Raw genomic sequence first — 16,219 nt, forward strand, 5'->3', positions numbered from 1 at the left:
CCCATGAGGAAACCCCGGTGGCCGGCTCGACCGGTCCACTGTTCCGCGGAGGCTTAACCGGAGAATAAACTATGGCGCTTCCCGATTTTTCGATGCGCAGCCTGCTCGAGGCTGGCGCGCATTTTGGACACCAGTCCCACCGTTGGAACCCGAAGATGGGTCAATACATCTTCGGCACCCGCAACAACATCCACATCATCGACCTCGCCCAGACGGTTCCGATGCTGCACCGCGCCCTCCAGGCCGTCAGCGATACGGTCTCCAAGGGCGGCCGCGTGCTCTTCGTCGGCACGAAGCGTCAGGCTGCTGACGCCGTCGCCGATGCGGCCAAGCGTTCGGCTCAGTACTACGTCAACGCCCGCTGGCTCGGAGGCATGCTGACCAACTGGAAGACGATCTCCGGCTCGATCTCGCGCCTGCGCAAGGTCGACGAGATCCTTTCCGGCGGCGGCCAGGGCCTTACGAAGAAAGAGCGCCTCATGCTCGCCCGCGAGAAGGAGAAGCTCGAGCGCGCTCTCGGCGGCATCAAGGACATGGGCGGCACGCCCGACCTGATCTTCATCATCGACACCAACAAGGAGCAGCTGGCGATCCAGGAGGCCAAGCGCCTCGGAATCCCGGTGGCCGCCATCGTCGACACGAACTGCGATCCGGACGGCATCACCTTCCCGGTCCCGGCCAACGACGACGCCGGCCGCGCGATTTCGCTCTATTGCGATCTGGTCGCCCGCGCCGCTCTCGACGGCATCTCCCGCGGCGCCGGCGCCATGGGCATCGATATCGGCGAGTCCGAGAACCCGATGGCCGAGGAGCTTCCGGCAGCCGAGACGGCGACCGCCGCCTACGAAGGCGAGCAGTTCGAGCGTCTGGCCGCCCCCCGCGGCGCTCCGGACGACCTGACCAAGCTGAACGGCGTCGGTCCGCAGCTCGAGAAGAAGCTGAACGAAGCCGGCATCTTCCACTACTGGCAGCTTGCCGCCATGCAGCCGGGCGATGTCGCCCAGCTCGACAAGGACCTTAAGCTGAACGGCCGTCTCGAGCGTGATGGCTGGATCAACCAGTCCCGCTCGATGATCGAAGCCGCTGCTGCGTAACTGTCCCGGCGCAGCATCATGCAGCGCCGCTTGAACGATTGATCGAGCCCGGCGTTCCACGAGCGCCGGGCTCCCTCTATGCATGAACCTTTGAAAGGAAAAGCCATGGCGAACATCACCGCTGCGATGGTGAAAGAGCTGCGCGAGACGACCAGCGCCGGCATGATGGACTGCAAGACCGCGCTCGCCGAGACCAACGGCGACATGGAGGCCGCGATCGACTGGCTCCGCAAGAAGGGCCTGTCGAAGGCCGCCAAGAAGGCTGGCCGCGTGGCCGCCGAGGGTCTGGTTGCCGTCGAGTCGTCCGGTCACACCGCGACGATCCTCGAGGTCAACTCCGAGACCGACTTCGTCGCCCGCAACGATGGGTTCCAGGCCTTCGTCCGCGAAGCCGCCAAGATCGGCCTGATGGGCAACGGCACCATCGAGTCACTCGAGGCTGCTCACTTCCCCGGTTCGCAGACGACCGTGAAGGATCGCCTGCAGGAGCTGATCGCCACCATCGGCGAGAACATGACCCTGCGCCGCATCGCGAAGCTCGAAGTGTCCAAGGGCGTGATTGCGTCCTACGTCCACAACGCGGTGACGGAAGGCCTCGGCAAGATTGGCGTCCTCGTGGCGCTCGAGTCCGAGGGCGACGTGACCGTTCTCGGCACGCTCGGCCGCCAGATCGCCATGCACGTGGCTGCCACGAACCCAGTCGCCCTCGATGCCTCCGGCGTCGACCAGGCGACCGTCGAGCGCGAGAGCGCCATCCTGCGCGACAAGAACGCCGGCAAGCCGGATCACGTCATGCAGAAGATCATCGAGAGCGGCCTGAAGAGCTACTTTAAGGAGGTCACCCTCCTGGAGCAGCCCTTCGTGCACGATCCTTCGAAGACCGTGACCCAGGTGCTCAAGGAAGCCGAGTCCAAGGCCGGCAAGCCGGTGACCCTCAAGGCCTTCGTCCGCTACGCCCTCGGCGAGGGCATCGAGAAGGAAGAGGCTCCGGACTTCGCAGCGGAAGTCGCCGCCCAGGCCGGTCTCAAGGCCTAAATCGAACCCAGGTAAAACGGCGGCTCTCCAGCCGCCGTTTTCATGAGAGGATTCGAAAAGAAAGGTCTGATGATGGCAACGTTCCGGCGCATCCTGGTGAAGCTCTCGGGAGAGGCCCTGATGGCCCCCGACGGGTATTGGCTCGACACGCAGATTCTTTCGTCCCTGGCGGCGGACCTCGCAGCAGCCACCCGCGCCGGCTTCGAGATCGCCGTCGTCATCGGCGGCGGCAACATCATCCGCGGCGCCCGCATGAGCGCTGCCGGCTGGATCGACCGACCCACCGCCGATTCCATGGGCATGCTCGGCACGGTCATGAATTCGCTGGCCATCGAGACCGCCCTGAACGCGGCTGGCGTTCCGGCCCGGACCATGTCGGCCGTTTCCATGCCGACCATCTGCGAGACTTACGCCCGCCAGCCGGCCCTGCACCATCTCGACAAAGGTCAGGTGGTCGTCCTCGCCGGCGGCACCGGCAACCCGTTTTTCACCACCGACACTGCCGCCGTGCTCCGGGCGGCCGAGCTGCGCTGCGATGCCGTCCTGAAGGCCACGCAGGTCGACGGCGTCTATTCGGCCGATCCTAAGAAGGATCCCAATGCGATCCGATTCGACCGCCTGACCCATGACGAGGCCATCGCCAGGGACCTGAAGGTCATGGACACGGCGGCCTTCGCGCTCGCCCGCGAGAGCAGGCTGTCGATCATCGTGGGCTCGGTCCATGCTCCCAGCTCCGTGACCGCCCTTCTTCAGGGGAAAGTGCCGTCTACGGTCGTCGCCCCTTGATCCAAGGGTCTTGATGCAGGACCCTTGGAAGCGTAAGCCCGTTAAATAGTTCGCGTAAGGACAGAATCTGATGGCTACGACCTTTGATCTCGCCGATGTGAAGCGCCGCATGCAGGGCGCCATCAACGCTTTCAAGAACGACCTGGCCAGCCTGCGGACCGGGCGCGCCTCGCCGAACCTGCTCGATCCGCTCCAGATCGATGCCTATGGCGCTATGATGCCGATTTCGCAGGTTGCCACCGTGAACGTGCCGGAGCCGCGCCTGCTCAGCGTCCAGGTCTGGGACCGGGGCATGGTCGCCGCCGTCGAGAAGGCGATCCGGGAATCCGACCTCGGCCTCAATCCGCAGACAGAGGGTCAGGTGATCCGCCTGCGCATCCCTGAGATGAACGAGCAGCGCCGCAAGGAGATGGTGAAGGTCGCGCACAAATACACCGAAGAGGCGAAGGTCGCGGTCCGCCACGTGCGCCGCGACGGTCTCGACCTGCTCAAGAAGCTTGAGAAGGACAGCGCCATCAGCGAGGATGACGGAAAGCGCCACGCCGACCAGGTGCAGAAGGCGACGGACCAGTTCGTCGCCGAGATCGACACCCTTCTGGCGGCGAAGGAAAAGGAAATCATGCACGTCTGATCCTTAAGGCGTGCATCGGGATGGAAACATGAGCGGTGAAGCCAAACGGACGGCTCCCGACCTGGCCGGCAAGGAAGCAGGCGAGGGGATGCCGGCCCATGTTGCCATCATCATGGATGGGAACGGCCGTTGGGCAGCCCAGAGGGGGCTGCCCCGGTTCGAGGGTCACCGGCGCGGGGTCGAGGCGATCCGCCGGGCCGTGCGCACCGCCGGCGATCTCGGCATCCGCTACCTGACCGTCTACAGCTTCTCGGCCGAGAACTGGCGCCGTCCGGCCCAGGAGGTCTCGGACCTGATGGGCCTGCTGAAACGCTTCGTCCGGCACGATCTCGCAGAACTCCACGCCAACAACATCCGCGTCAGGATCATCGGCGAGCGCGAAGGGCTGGCCTCCGACATCCGGCTGCTGCTCGACGAGGCCGAGCACCTCACGCGCGTCAATACGGGCCTGACCCTCGTCATCGCCTTCAACTATGGCGGGCGCCAGGAAATCGTCTCCGCTATGCGTGCCCTTGCCCGCCGGGTGAAGGAGGGCACGCTCGACCCCGCTGCCATCGATATGGATACGGTGGGAGCCGCTCTCGACACTCATGACATCCCGGATCCCGATCTGGTCATCCGCACCTCGGGCGAGCAGCGGGTGTCGAACTTCCTGACCTGGCAGACGGCCTATTCCGAATTCGTCTTCCTGCCTTGCTTCTGGCCGGATTTCGACGAGGCGGCATTCAAGGCGGCGATCGACGAGTTCTGCAGGCGCGACCGCCGCTTCGGCGGCTTGAGCGCCCGGGCGGGCTGACGATGGTCTCAGACCAAGGCTCGTCCTTGCCCTCCAAACCGAAGCCGGCCCCATCGCAGGAACTGACGACCCGGGTTCTCTCCGCCATCGTCATGATCGCCGTCGCTCTCCTGACCGCCTATTGGGGCGGCTGGCCCTTCGCACTGCTCTGGCTCGCTGCCGGCATTGCCGTCATGGTCGAGTGGACGAGCATGACGGGCGCTGAGCCGCGCCGTTTGGTGCAGGCCATCCTCGGAATTGGCCTTGCCGTTCTGAGCATTCTCTTCATGGTCGATGCCGGTCCGGGCCTTTTCCTCGCGGCGGGGATTGCCTTCCCGGCGGCGGCCGCTCTCGCGGCCCGCGGGACAACCGGCAAGGTGTGGGCCGTTGCAAGCTTCGCCTATGCCGCCGTGATCGTCCTGATCCCACCCATGGTGCGCGACCACCTCGATCTCGGGATCCTCGGCCTTCTGTGGATGTTCGCAGTCGTCTGGGCGACTGATATTGCCGCCTACTTCACCGGCCGGACCTTCGGTGGGCCGAAGCTGTGCCCGGCGATCAGCCCGAAGAAGACCTGGTCCGGTTTCATCGGCGGAGTTATCGCTGCGGCGCTCGGCGGGCTCCTGGTGGCCACGGCCGGCAATCGTTACGGTCTGAGCCTGCCGTTTGGCCTGCCCGGCATCGCGGTTCTCTCCATTGTCGCCTCCATTGCAAGCCAGATCGGGGATCTCGGAGAATCCGCTCTCAAGCGCCATTGCGACGTCAAGGATTCGAGCCATCTCATTCCAGGACATGGTGGCGTGATGGACCGTCTCGACGGCTTTTGGGCCGTGTGCCTCATCGTAGCGCTCGCACTTCTGACCGCTCGTTTCACCGCATAGGGATCGATGACCCGCTCTCTCACGATTCTCGGCGCCACAGGCTCGATCGGCCGCTCGACGGCCGACGTCGTCCTGGCCCACCGGGGCGAACTCCGCGTCGAGGCTGTCGTCGGAGGACACGATGCTGCCGGCCTGGCCCAGGTCGCCCGGCGCCTTGGGGCGAAGTTCGCAGCCCTCGCAGATGAGCGCGGAGGCGGAACTCTCAGAGACGCATTGTCCGGCACCGGGATCGCGAGCGGGGCAGGCCAATCCGCCGTGCTCGAAGCGGTCGGGCGCGAGGCCGATGTCGTCCTTGCCGCGATCAGCGGGACCGCCGGTCTAGCCCCCACTCACGCAGCCCTGAAGCCGGGCAGGCGGATTGCCCTGGCCAACAAGGAGAGCCTTGTCTGCGCCGGCTCCGCCTTCATGGCCGATGCCCGCCGCCTCGGGGTCGAGATCATGCCGGTGGATTCCGAGCACAATGCCTTGGACCATGCTCTTGCGGCCGGCTCGAACCGCGATGTGGAAAAAGCGGTGATCACCGCATCAGGTGGCCCGTTTCGCACATGGACGAAAGAGCGCATCGCGATGGCCGATGCCAGGGAGGCTTCGGCTCATCCGGTCTGGTCCATGGGCTCCAAGATCAACATCGACTCGGCCACCCTGATGAACAAGGGCCTCGAACTCATCGAGGCTCACTACCTGTTCGATCTCGAGGCGGAGCGCCTGGACGTTCTGGTCCATCCCGAGGCCATCGTTCACGGGCTGGTGCAATGGTGCGACGGTGCCGTCACCGCCGGCCTAGCCCTGCCGGACATGAAGGTACCCATCGCCAACGCCCTGCGTCATCGGGAACGGCTGCGGATGGACCTGCCGCGTCTCGATCTTGCCGCGATTGGCCGTTTAAGCTTCGACCGGCCTGACGAGGAACGATTTCCGTGCCTATCTCTGGCCAAGGCCGCGCTGCAGGCAGGCGGTGCTATGCCGACCGTCCTGAACGCCGCCAACGAGATCGCCGTCGAGGCCTACATGGCTGGTCACATCCGTTTTTACGATATTTCAGAATTGGTTGAGAGCGTCTGCTCCACCTTTTCGGGAAGACGACTTTTGGCACCTGCCGCCGTTGCGGACGCCCTGGAGATCGACCGGGAGACACGGGTAGCGGCACGGAGCCTCATACCTGCCCATGCTTGAGACAACGCAGCTCTGACCGAGCGCGAAAGGGACGAAGATGGAATTTTTCACCATGATCAGCGGGGCGACAGGGTCTCTGTTCCTGACCCTGATCTCATTCCTTGTGGTGCTCACGGTGGTCGTGTTCATCCACGAGTTCGGCCATTTCTGGGTCGGGCGCCTCTGCGGTGTCGGCGTTACCGCTTTCTCCATCGGATTCGGGCGCGAGCTGGTCGGCTGGACCGATAAAAAGGGCACCCGCTGGAAGATCTCGGCGATTCCGCTTGGCGGCTATGTCAAGTTCGTGGGCGACCTCAACGCCGCCAGCGTGCCCGACCAGGACCAGCTCGACCGGATGCCCCTGGATCAGAGGGCGATCAGTTTTCCCCATCAGAATGTGGCCAAGCGTGCAGCCATCGTCGCTGCGGGCCCGATCGCCAATTTCATCCTGGCAATCGCCATCTTCGCCGGCTTCAACTACTTCAACGGACGGCAAGTCCTGGAGCCTCGGATCGAGGCGGTTCAGGCCGGCAGCGCCGCCGAGAAGGCCGGTTTCCAGCCCAAGGATCTGATCCTGACGGTCGACGGACGGCAGATCCAGACCTTTGCCGACATGCAGCTCATCGTGAGCTCAAGCGCAGGCGAACCCCTGAATTTTACGGTCGAGCGTAGCGGCGAAACTGTTGCCCTAACGGCAATTCCCAACTTCGTGGAGCGGACCAGCCCCTTCGGCAAGCAGCGCATCGGCCTTCTCGGTGTCGAGGCGTCCAGGGACCCCTCGGCGATCAAACGCCTGACCTATACCCCCTGGGGAGCGCTCAAGGCGGCGGTGGTGGAGACCTGGAATCTGGTCGATCGAACCCTCAACTTCATCCGCCGCCTCGTGCTGGGATGGGAATCGGCCGACCAGCTCTCCGGGCCTATCGGAATCGCCCGCGCCTCCGGGACCGCCTTCGACTTGGGTGGGGTCTACAGTCTCGTCAGCCTGATCGGCTTCATGTCCGTCTCGATAGGCCTCATTAACCTTTTTCCCATTCCGCTGCTGGATGGCGGCCATCTTCTGTTCTATGCCATTGAAGCGGTTCGCGGACGTCCTCTGAGCGAGAAAGCACAGGAAATCGGCTTCAGAATCGGGTTTGCCCTGGTGGCGATGCTCATGCTTTTCGCCACTTGGAATGACCTCGTTCACCTTGGCAGTAGTTTCCTAGCGCAGGGATCGTGACAAGGACGCCACGCCCTTTAAAAATTGGTACTCTGTTGTGGATGTGCCGTTTGCAATGACGGCGAAAGTTTGTACAAGCGTCCACATGGATAAGGTTGGCGGCACTCGTCTCCAACCTGCGGGGCCTTCCTCGCTAAGGACAGAAGATAAAGAAACGGGCCAGTTGATGATGTCGACGACCACGCCTCGCCGGAAAATGCCGGCCACCACCGCCATTATCGCGATCAGCGCGCTGATGGCAGGGATGACCGCCGCGGACAGCGCCTTCGCGCAGCAGGCGGCCCCGGGGAATCGCCGCGTTTCGGCTGCACAGGGTCCCGTCGTCAACCGCGTCGTGCTCGAGGGAAATAAGAGGGTCGAAAAGGCCCTCATCGAAGACCAGCTGCAGGCCCGCGCCCGCGCTCCCTATAACCAGGCAGCCGTGGATGCCGACGTCCAGAGGATCCTCGAGGTCTACCGCCGTTCCGGACGCGGCCTTGCCTCGGTGACTCCGCGCATCGTCGATCTGCCCAACGGCACGGTCGACGTGGTCTACACCATCAACGAGGGTGACAAGACCGGCGTGAAGGAAATCCGCTTCGTCGGCAACAACCAGGTTTCGTCGAGCCGCCTGCGCGGCATCATACAGACGACCGAGACGAACCTCCTGAGCTTCCTCAAGAGCACCGATGTCTACGATCCCGATCGGCTTTCGAACGATCTGGACCTGATCCGCCGCTACTACCTGAAGAACGGCTATGCCGACTTCAGGATCGTTTCGAACGATGTTCAGTTCGACCCCAATGCCGGCGGCTACGTGATCACCATCGCCGTCGAAGAGGGCGAGCAGTACCGGATCGGCAATGTGAGCGTCGATTCCCGGCTGCCTGGCGTCGATGCCGAGACCGTCCGCAGGGACGTCTCGACCTCTGCCGGTTCCATCTACAACGCGGACGCCGTCGAGAAGTCGGTCCAGGCGCTCACCATCAGCGTCGGCCGCCAGGGCAACCCCTTCGCCCTGGTGCGTCCGGTCGGCACCCGCGATCCCGCGACCCGCACGGTCAACATCGGCTACGTGATCGAGGAAGGCCCTCGGATCTACGTCGAACGCATCAATGTGCGCGGCAACAGCCGTACCCGCGACTACGTGATCCGTCGCGAGTTCGAGCTCGGCGAGGGCGACGCCTACAACCAGGTGCTCGTCAACCGTGCCGAGCGCCGCCTGAACAGCCTCGGCTACTTCAAGCGCGTCCGCATCTCCAACGAGCCGGGCTCCTCGGCCGACCGCGTGATCGTGAACGTGGATGTGGAGGATCAGTCCACGGGTTCGTTCGCGATTTCGGGCGGCTACTCGACGGCCGACGGCTTCATCGGCGAAGTCTCGGTCACCGAGACCAACTTCCTGGGTCGCGGCCAGTTCGTCCGTCTCGCCGGCCAGCTCGGCCAACGCGCCTACGGCGTCGACTTCTCCTTCACCGAGCCGTACTTCCTCGGCTACCGGATGTCGGCGGGTATCGACCTGTTCTCCAAGTTCAGCGACCAGACCCGGTATTCCCGTTACGAGAACCGGATGACCGGCGGTACGCTGCGCCTCGGCCTTCCGATGACGGAAGAGTTCACGGTCACGGCCCGCTACTCGCTGTACCAGCAGAATCTCACCATCCCGAACGACGTCGACCAGCCGTTCAACGACTGCTCGGCGCCGATCCCAGGCTATACCCTGCTCAACGCCAACAACACGCCGAACCGTGCGTTCTGCGAAGGCAATGGCGAGGCCTCGCTGGCCATCAAGGAATCGCAGGGCGACACGCTCACGTCGCTCGCCGGCCTGACCTTCAACTACAACACGCTCGATAGCATTCGCGAGCCGCGCAACGGCTTCTATGCCGAAGTGAAGACGGACTTCGCCGGCCTCGGCGGTGACTCCCGTTACTTCCGCGTCACCGGCGATGCCCGGTACTATCGCGAGCTGTTCGAGGATGTCGTCGGTATCGCCCGAATCCAGGGTGGCCATATCATGGGCTTCGAAAGCGGAGACGACGGTGGCGATAACGGCGATCTGCGCATCGTCGACCACTTCTTCATGGGACCGTCTCTCGTTCGCGGCTTCGCCCCGAACGGCATCGGCCCGCGCGACATCTCGAGCCTCGACAGCCGTGCGAACGCAGTTGGCGGCACCACGTATTTCGGCGGTACGCTCGAAGTGCAGTTCCCGATCTGGGGTCTGCCGCGTGAGCTGGGCCTGAAGGGCGCCATCTTCGCCGATGCCGGTACACTCTACGGCTACGACGGCCCGACCACGTTCGGCGTGAGTGGCGGCAGCATCCTCGATCCGATCAGTGGTTGCGTGCAGAACCCGAACGAGCCGCAGAACTGCATCAACGTGCTCGACAGCAAGATGATCCGGTCCTCGATCGGCGCCTCCATCCTGTGGTCCTCGCCCCTCGGCCCGATCCGCTTCGACTACGCGTATGCTCTCTCGAAGGAAGAGGGCGTTCCTCTGGCGAACGGCGTCAAGATCGGTGCAGATCAGACTCAGGCGTTCCGCTTCACGGGCGGCACACGCTTCTAATCGGGGAGGGCGCCTACCGGCGCCCTCACTTATTCTTCATGACAGAATCCAATTTCTTTCCGCAAAGCCAGACGTTAACTTTACGTCAGGTGGCGGAGATGGCGAATGCAGCGCTCCCCGACGGTATCGACGGGGAGCTTTTGCTTCGTGGCGTCGCTCCCCTTGAGAGCGCAGGCCCGGGCGATCTCGCCTATATGGACAATCCCGCCTACGGGAGCGCATTGGCAGCCACTCGCGCCGCCGCCTGCCTGGTCACGCCGCGCTTTGCCGCCAAGGTGCCCGCCCATACGGTGGCGATCGTTACCCCGCTGGCCTATCGCGTCTTCGCGCAGGTGCTGGGCCTCTTGTTCCCATCTGCGCTGCGGCCGGAATCCTCCTTCGCCGCGGCGGGAATCTCACCGGGCTCCTTCGTCCATCCCTCGGCCCGGCTGGAACACGGGGTCCGGGTCGATCCCGGCGCCGTCATCGGTCCGCATGCGGAAATCGGATCCGGCACCCTGATCGGGGCCCATGCGGTGATCGGTCCTCAGGTGAAGATCGGACGGGACTGCTCGATTGCCGCCAACGTGACCGTTTCCCACGCCTTCATCGGCAATCGGGTCATCCTCCATCCCGGCGTGCGCATCGGCCAGGACGGCTTCGGCTTCGCCATGGGACCGCAGGGGCATCTGAAGGTGCCCCAGGTCGGGCGAGTGATTATCCAGGACGACGTGGAGATCGGCGCCAACACCACCGTCGACCGCGGCGCGAGCCGGGATACGGTGATCGGCGAGGGGACGAAGATCGATAACCTAGTCCAGATCGCGCACAACGTGGTGATCGGGCGGCATTGCGTCATCGTCGCCCAGGTCGGCATTGCCGGTTCCACGACCGTCGAGGACTACGCCGCTATCGGCGGCCAGGTTGCCGTGAAGGGCCATGTGCGGATCGGCATGGGCGCCCAGATCGCCGCAACCAGCGGTGTCAACGGGGATGTTCCGGCAGGGGCACGGTGGGGCGGCATCCCGGCACGCCCGATGCGCGAATGGTTCCGTGAGATCACGGCTCTGAAAAAGCTTGCATCCGGAGACAATTCCGCCAAAGACGACGACGCGTCTTCGTAACGTTCGTTGAAGGCATCCACTATCGTCCGGAGTTCAAGCCATGTCCGAAGCGCCCAACACGCTTCAAACCGCCGATATTATGGAGATTCTGGAGCTCCTGCCGCACCGGTATCCCTTCCTCCTGGTCGACAAGATCATCGAGATCGACGGGGACAAGTCCTGCATCGGCATCAAGAACGTCACCTTCAATGAGCCACAATTCAGCGGCCATTTTCCCTCCCGTCCGATCTTCCCGGGCGTTTTCCTGATCGAGGCGATGGCTCAGACGGCGGGAGCCATCTGCGTCAAGGCGAAGATAGCCGAGCAGGCCAAGCCAAAGCAGGTGTTCTTCATGACCATCGACAAGGTGAAGTTCCGCAAGCCTGTCGAGCCGGGCGACCGGGTCGAGTTCCACATGCGCAAGCTGAACAACCGCCGCAACATGTGGTGGTACAAGGGCGAAGCGAAGGTCGACGGCAAGATCGTCTGCGAGGCCGAGGTCAGTGCCATGCTGGTGCTCGAATAATGGAAACCGTAATTCATCCGACCGCCGTCATCGAGGACGGTGCGAAGATCGGCGCCGGCGCAAAGATCGGCCCGTTCTGCACGATCGGTCCCGAGGTCGAGCTCGGCGAGGGCTGCCAGCTCCTCAGCCATGTGGCTCTGGCCGGACGCACGAAGATCGGCCCCCGGACGCGCATCTTCCCCTTCGCCTCGATCGGCCACATCCCGCAGGATCTCAAATACAAGGGCGAGTCGTCGACCCTCGAGATCGGTTCCGATTGCATGATCCGCGAAGGCGTGACCATGAATCCCGGCACCGAGGGCGGCGGTCTGCGCACGATCATCGGCGACCGCTGCGCCTTCCTGGCCAATTCCCATGTGGGCCACGACACGAAGGTCGGCAACGACTGCATCCTGTCCAACAACGTGATGCTGGCAGGCCATGTCACGGTGGGCGATTTCGTGATCTTCGGCGGCGGCTCGGCCGTGATCCAATATGCACGCGTCGGCTCACACGCCTTCGTCGGCGGCATGTCGGGACTGGAGAACGATCTCATCCCCTATGGCATGGCCATGGGCAACAGGGCGCATCTCGCCGGCCTCAACATCATTGGGTTGCGCCGGCGCGGCTTCACCCGCGAGCAGATCCACGACATCCGCCGCGCCTATCGCCTGCTCTTTGCGGATGAGGGCACGTTGTCCGAGCGTGTCGAAGACGTCGCCGGCGAGTTCGACGATCATCCCTTCGTGCACGAGATCCTCGACTTCATCCGTGAGGGCAAGGATCGCGCCATCTGCACGCCGCGGGACCCGGTCAATTCGGTCGCCTGATGCCCGCAGGCCCAATCGCGATTCTCGCCGGGGCCGGGCAGCTTCCCATCCAACTCGTGAACCATCTCGAGCGGACGGGACAGGAGGTGCGTGTAATGGCGTTCCGCGGCTTCGCTGAGGCCGAGCTGCAGCGCCGCGCCCACGCCACCGTCGATCTTCTCGACCTCAAGACCATCACGAGCACCCTCGAAGGGTGGCGGCCGCAGGCCGTCTCCCTCGTCGGCGCCGTGCGCCGTCCCGGCTTCTCCGCGCTTCTTAGCGCCTATTCGCTGCTGCGGAACATGCAGGAGGTGAAGGAAGTCATCAGCCGCGGGGACGATCAGGTTCTTCGCGGGGCGGTGATGCTGCTCGAGGAGCGGGGGCACAGGGTCGTCGGCGCTCATGAGCTTGCCCCCGACCTCGTCGCGTCCCGCGCCCTGACCGGTGCGCTGCAGCCCGGCGCCGACGACTGGGACGCCATCGGCTTCGGCCTCGATCTTCTCGCATCCCTGTCCGCCTTCGATATCGGCCAGGGCGCCATCGTCGCTCACCGCCATGTCCTGGCGATCGAGGGGCCCGAGGGCACCGACAGGATGATGCGGCGGGTCAGGAAGATGCGGCAAGCCTGGTTCGGTCTGCGCCGTCGGGAAGAGGGCGGAGTGCTGATCAAGGCGGCCAAGCGTGGGCAGGATCTGCGCGTCGACATGCCGACAATCGGGCCGAAGACCGTGGTCGAAGCAGCCAGCGCAGGCCTGTCCGGGATCGCCATCGGCGCAGGCTCCACCTTCGTGCTGGAGCAGGACGAAACCCTGCGCACGGCCGACCGTCTGGGACTGTTTCTCACGACTGTCGACCTTCCCTGGATGGAGCGACCTCTTGGCTGACACAGAGCCGCTGACGATCTGGATCGTGTCGGGCGAGGAATCGGGCGACCAGCTCGGTGCCAAGCTGATGCGCTCGCTCAAGACGCGCCTCGGAGCCGACCGCGTGAGCTTCGGCGGCGTGGGCGGCCACGCGATGGCAAAGGAAGGCTTGGCCAGCCTGTTTCCGCTCGAAGAGATTTCGGTGATGGGATTTTCCGCCGTCATCGCGCGGCTGCCGTCGATCCTCAGGCACATCCGCTTCACCGCCGACGCCATCGTGAAGGCGAGGCCGGACATGCTCATCATCATCGACAGTCCGGACTTCACCCACCGGGTCGCCAAGGCGGTCCGGCAACGCGCGCCGCAGATCGCCATCGTCGATTATGTCAGCCCCTCCGTCTGGGCCTGGCGGCCGGGCCGCGCTCCGAAGATGCGCGCCTATGTCGATCACCTTCTGGCCCTGCTGCCCTTCGAGCCGGAGGCACACAGGCGCCTCGGTGGTCCGCCGACAACTTACGTCGGTCACCCGCTGATCGAGCGCCTCGACGAGATCCGACCGGTGCCCGGAGAGCGAGGGGGCAAGGACAACGGGCCGATCAGGCTTCTCGTCCTGCCCGGCAGCCGCCGCTCCGAGGTGAGCCGCCTGATGGAGCCGTTCGGCGCGGCTCTGGCGCTGCTGAAGGAGCGCTCGCCGCGATCTTTCGAGGTCACGATTCCAGCGGTTTCCCATCTCGCGCAGGAGATCAGGACACAGGCCGAGGGCTGGAGCGTGAAGCCGCGGATCGTCGAGGGGGAGGCTGCCAAATGGACGGCTTTCCGCGAGGCCGATGCCGCCCTTGCCGCGTCAGGGACCGTGACGCTTGAGCTCGGCCTCTCCGGCGTGCCGATGGTCGTCGCCTACCGGGTCTCGAAGATCGAGGAGGTCCTGAAATATCTCATCAAGGCACCCTCCATCGTCCTCACCAACCTGGTGCTCGGCGAGAACGTCATCCCGGAGCTGATCCAGTGGGATTGCACGCCCGAAAAGCTCGCTGATGCGCTCCTGCCGCTTCTGAGCGACACGCCCGAGCGCCAAAGACAGATCGAGGCTTTCCGCAGACTCGATGAGCTGATGAAGATTGGCAATGAGATGCCGAGCGAGCGGGCGGCGCGGGTCGTGGAAGATGTGCTCGGCTCGAAAGAACGCGTCTAAAAGAGTCGCAGAGGTGGCACCACCACGTCATCACCGGCCTTGTGCCGGTGATCCCGATGCGAAAGGCGCAGCGGTATTCCAATCGAGATGGCCAGCACAAGGCCGGCCATGACGCGATAAATGTCCCGATTGCGAGAACAATCGAAAGCAAAAAGGGGCCTTTCGGCCCCTTTTCAGTTCCAGCATGTCTGCGTCGCTTATCCGCGCTGCGCGACCGTCACGTAGTCGCGCTCCGTCGCGCCGGTATAGAGCTGGCGCGGGCGGCCGATGCGCTGGGACGGGTCCTCGATCATCTCGCTCCACTGGGCGATCCAGCCGACCGTGCGGGCGAGCGCGAACAGCACCGTGAACATCGAGGTCGGGAAGCCCATTGCCTTCAGCGTGATGCCCGAATAGAAATCGATGTTCGGATAGAGCTTCTTCTCGACGAAGTAATCGTCCTTCAGCGCGATCTGCTCGAGCTCCACGGCCACATCGAGGAGCGGATCGTCCTTGATGCCGAGCTCGTTGAGCACCTCGTGGGTGGTCTTCTGCATGATGCGGGCGCGCGGGTCGTAGTTCTTGTAGACCCGGTGGCCGAAGCCCATGAGACGGAACGGGTCGTTCTTGTCCTTGGCCTTCGCGATGTATTCCGGAATGCGGTCGGGCGTTCCGATCTCCTCAAGCATCTTCAGCGCCGCTTCGTTGGCGCCGCCATGGGCAGGCCCCCACAGGCAGGCGATGCCGGCCGCGATGCAGGCGAAGGGGTTCGCGCCCGAGGATCCGGCGAGCCGCACCGTCGAGGTCGAGGCGTTCTGCTCGTGATCGGCATGCAGGATGAAGATCCGGTCGAGCGCCCGCGAGAGCACCGGGTTGACCTTGTACTCTTCGGCCGGCACCGCGAAGCACATGCGCAGGAAGTTGGAGGTATAGTCCAGATCGTTCTGCGGATACACGAAGGGCTGGCCGATGGAGTACTTGTAGGCCATGGCGGCGAGCGTCGGCATCTTCGCGATCATGCGCATCGAGGCGATCATGCGCTGGTGCGGGTCGGAGATGTCGGTCGAGTCGTGATAGAAGGCCGAGAGCGCGCCGACGCAGGCCACCATGATCGCCATCGGATGCGCGTCGCGGCGGAAGCCGGTGAAGAACCGGTGCATCTGGTCGTGCACCATGGTGTGGCGCGTGACGCGATAGTCGAAATCGGCCTTCTGGGCTGCGGTCGGCAGCTCTCCGTAGAGGAGCAGATAGCAGGTCTCGAGGAAGTCGCCGTGCTCGGCGAGCTGGTCGATGGGATAGCCGCGATAGAGCAGGATGCCGGCGTCGCCATCGATATAGGTGATCTTCGACTCGGTGGCGGCCGTCGAGGTAAAGCCGGGATCGTAGGTGAACATCCCGGTCTGGCCGTAGAGCTTGGAAATGTCGATGACGCTCGGGCCGATCGTGCCTTCTTTTACCGGCAGTTCCACGGACTTGTTGTCAACGGTGACTGTGCTGGTGGGGGAACTCATGCGTCATGGCCCTTTCAAAACGGAGGCCGGGCAGAACCTAGGGCAACCAAGGGAGCAGGGTAGGCCTCCGGGCTGCCAGACCAGGGTTTGCCGGTCGGGTAGGATTATGGCGCCTTCGGTAGCTTATCCGTATGGTGGGAGCAAGCACGTC

At 64.1% G+C, this 16,219-nt stretch carries 15 protein-coding genes; 14 read left to right on the top strand and 1 reads right to left on the bottom strand.

The window, feature by feature from the left end; translation table 11 throughout:
* Positions 1–71 precede the first annotated feature (71 nt).
* From BB934_RS27455 to lpxB, 14 genes are all read left to right on the top strand, one after another.
* Positions 72–1,094: a 30S ribosomal protein S2 gene (locus tag BB934_RS27455; RefSeq protein WP_099512505.1), complete on the top strand. Its 1,023-nt coding sequence runs from the start codon at positions 72–74 to the stop codon at positions 1,092–1,094.
* 105 nt (positions 1,095–1,199) lie between these two features.
* Positions 1,200–2,129 carry a translation elongation factor Ts gene (tsf, locus tag BB934_RS27460; protein WP_099512506.1) on the top strand — a complete coding sequence of 310 codons (930 nt, stop codon included), beginning with the start codon at positions 1,200–1,202 and terminating at the stop codon, positions 2,127–2,129.
* 72 nt (positions 2,130–2,201) lie between these two features.
* On the top strand, positions 2,202–2,915 hold the full coding sequence (pyrH, locus tag BB934_RS27465; RefSeq protein WP_418294768.1) for a UMP kinase: 714 nt from the start codon (positions 2,202–2,204) through the stop codon (positions 2,913–2,915).
* A gap of 70 nt (positions 2,916–2,985) precedes the next feature.
* Complete coding sequence (gene frr / locus BB934_RS27470) at positions 2,986–3,546, top strand: ribosome recycling factor (protein WP_099512508.1); 561 nt, start codon at positions 2,986–2,988, stop codon at positions 3,544–3,546.
* A gap of 88 nt (positions 3,547–3,634) precedes the next feature.
* Positions 3,635–4,342 carry an isoprenyl transferase gene (locus tag BB934_RS27475; RefSeq protein WP_237050388.1) on the top strand — a complete coding sequence of 236 codons (708 nt, stop codon included), beginning with the start codon at positions 3,635–3,637 and terminating at the stop codon, positions 4,340–4,342.
* A gap of 2 nt (positions 4,343–4,344) precedes the next feature.
* Positions 4,345–5,202 (top strand): phosphatidate cytidylyltransferase, encoded by an 858-nt coding sequence (locus tag BB934_RS27480; RefSeq protein ID WP_099512510.1) that lies wholly within the window; start codon positions 4,345–4,347, stop codon positions 5,200–5,202.
* Between the two features lie 6 nt (positions 5,203–5,208).
* Positions 5,209–6,375, top strand: a complete 1,167-nt coding sequence (gene dxr / locus BB934_RS27485; protein WP_099512511.1) for a 1-deoxy-D-xylulose-5-phosphate reductoisomerase — start codon at positions 5,209–5,211, stop codon at positions 6,373–6,375.
* A 37-nt stretch (positions 6,376–6,412) separates the two neighbouring features.
* A complete protein-coding gene (gene rseP, locus BB934_RS27490; RefSeq protein ID WP_099512512.1) occupies positions 6,413–7,576 on the top strand; it encodes an RIP metalloprotease RseP in 1,164 nt (387 codons plus the stop codon).
* Between the two features lie 166 nt (positions 7,577–7,742).
* Positions 7,743–10,127 carry an outer membrane protein assembly factor BamA gene (gene bamA / locus BB934_RS27495; RefSeq protein WP_099512513.1) on the top strand — a complete coding sequence of 795 codons (2,385 nt, stop codon included), beginning with the start codon at positions 7,743–7,745 and terminating at the stop codon, positions 10,125–10,127.
* A gap of 38 nt (positions 10,128–10,165) precedes the next feature.
* The gene (gene lpxD / locus BB934_RS27500; RefSeq protein ID WP_099512514.1) at positions 10,166–11,230 is read left to right on the top strand and encodes a UDP-3-O-(3-hydroxymyristoyl)glucosamine N-acyltransferase; all 1,065 of its coding nucleotides are present in this window, start codon (positions 10,166–10,168) and stop codon (positions 11,228–11,230) included.
* Positions 11,231–11,270: 40 nt separating this feature from the next.
* Positions 11,271–11,735 (top strand): 3-hydroxyacyl-ACP dehydratase FabZ, encoded by a 465-nt coding sequence (gene fabZ, locus BB934_RS27505; protein WP_099512515.1) that lies wholly within the window; start codon positions 11,271–11,273, stop codon positions 11,733–11,735.
* Positions 11,735–12,544 (top strand): acyl-ACP--UDP-N-acetylglucosamine O-acyltransferase, encoded by an 810-nt coding sequence (gene lpxA, locus BB934_RS27510; protein WP_099512516.1) that lies wholly within the window; start codon positions 11,735–11,737, stop codon positions 12,542–12,544. The genes fabZ and lpxA overlap by 1 nt, the downstream gene beginning before the upstream one ends.
* Positions 12,544–13,407 (top strand): LpxI family protein, encoded by an 864-nt coding sequence (locus BB934_RS27515; RefSeq protein ID WP_099512517.1) that lies wholly within the window; start codon positions 12,544–12,546, stop codon positions 13,405–13,407. The genes lpxA and BB934_RS27515 overlap by 1 nt, the downstream gene beginning before the upstream one ends.
* Positions 13,400–14,578 (top strand): lipid-A-disaccharide synthase, encoded by a 1,179-nt coding sequence (gene lpxB, locus BB934_RS27520; RefSeq protein WP_099512518.1) that lies wholly within the window; start codon positions 13,400–13,402, stop codon positions 14,576–14,578. The genes BB934_RS27515 and lpxB overlap by 8 nt, the downstream gene beginning before the upstream one ends.
* A 197-nt stretch (positions 14,579–14,775) precedes the next feature.
* On the opposite strand, the gene gltA is transcribed toward lpxB, so the two are convergent.
* Positions 14,776–16,068: a citrate synthase gene (gene gltA / locus BB934_RS27525; RefSeq protein ID WP_099512519.1), complete on the bottom strand. Its 1,293-nt coding sequence runs from the start codon at positions 16,066–16,068 to the stop codon at positions 14,776–14,778.
* Positions 16,069–16,219: the final 151 nt, after the last annotated feature.

Origin of the sequence: Microvirga ossetica (assembly GCF_002741015.1) — a bacterium.
Lineage (GTDB): Bacteria > Pseudomonadota > Alphaproteobacteria > Rhizobiales > Beijerinckiaceae > Microvirga > Microvirga ossetica.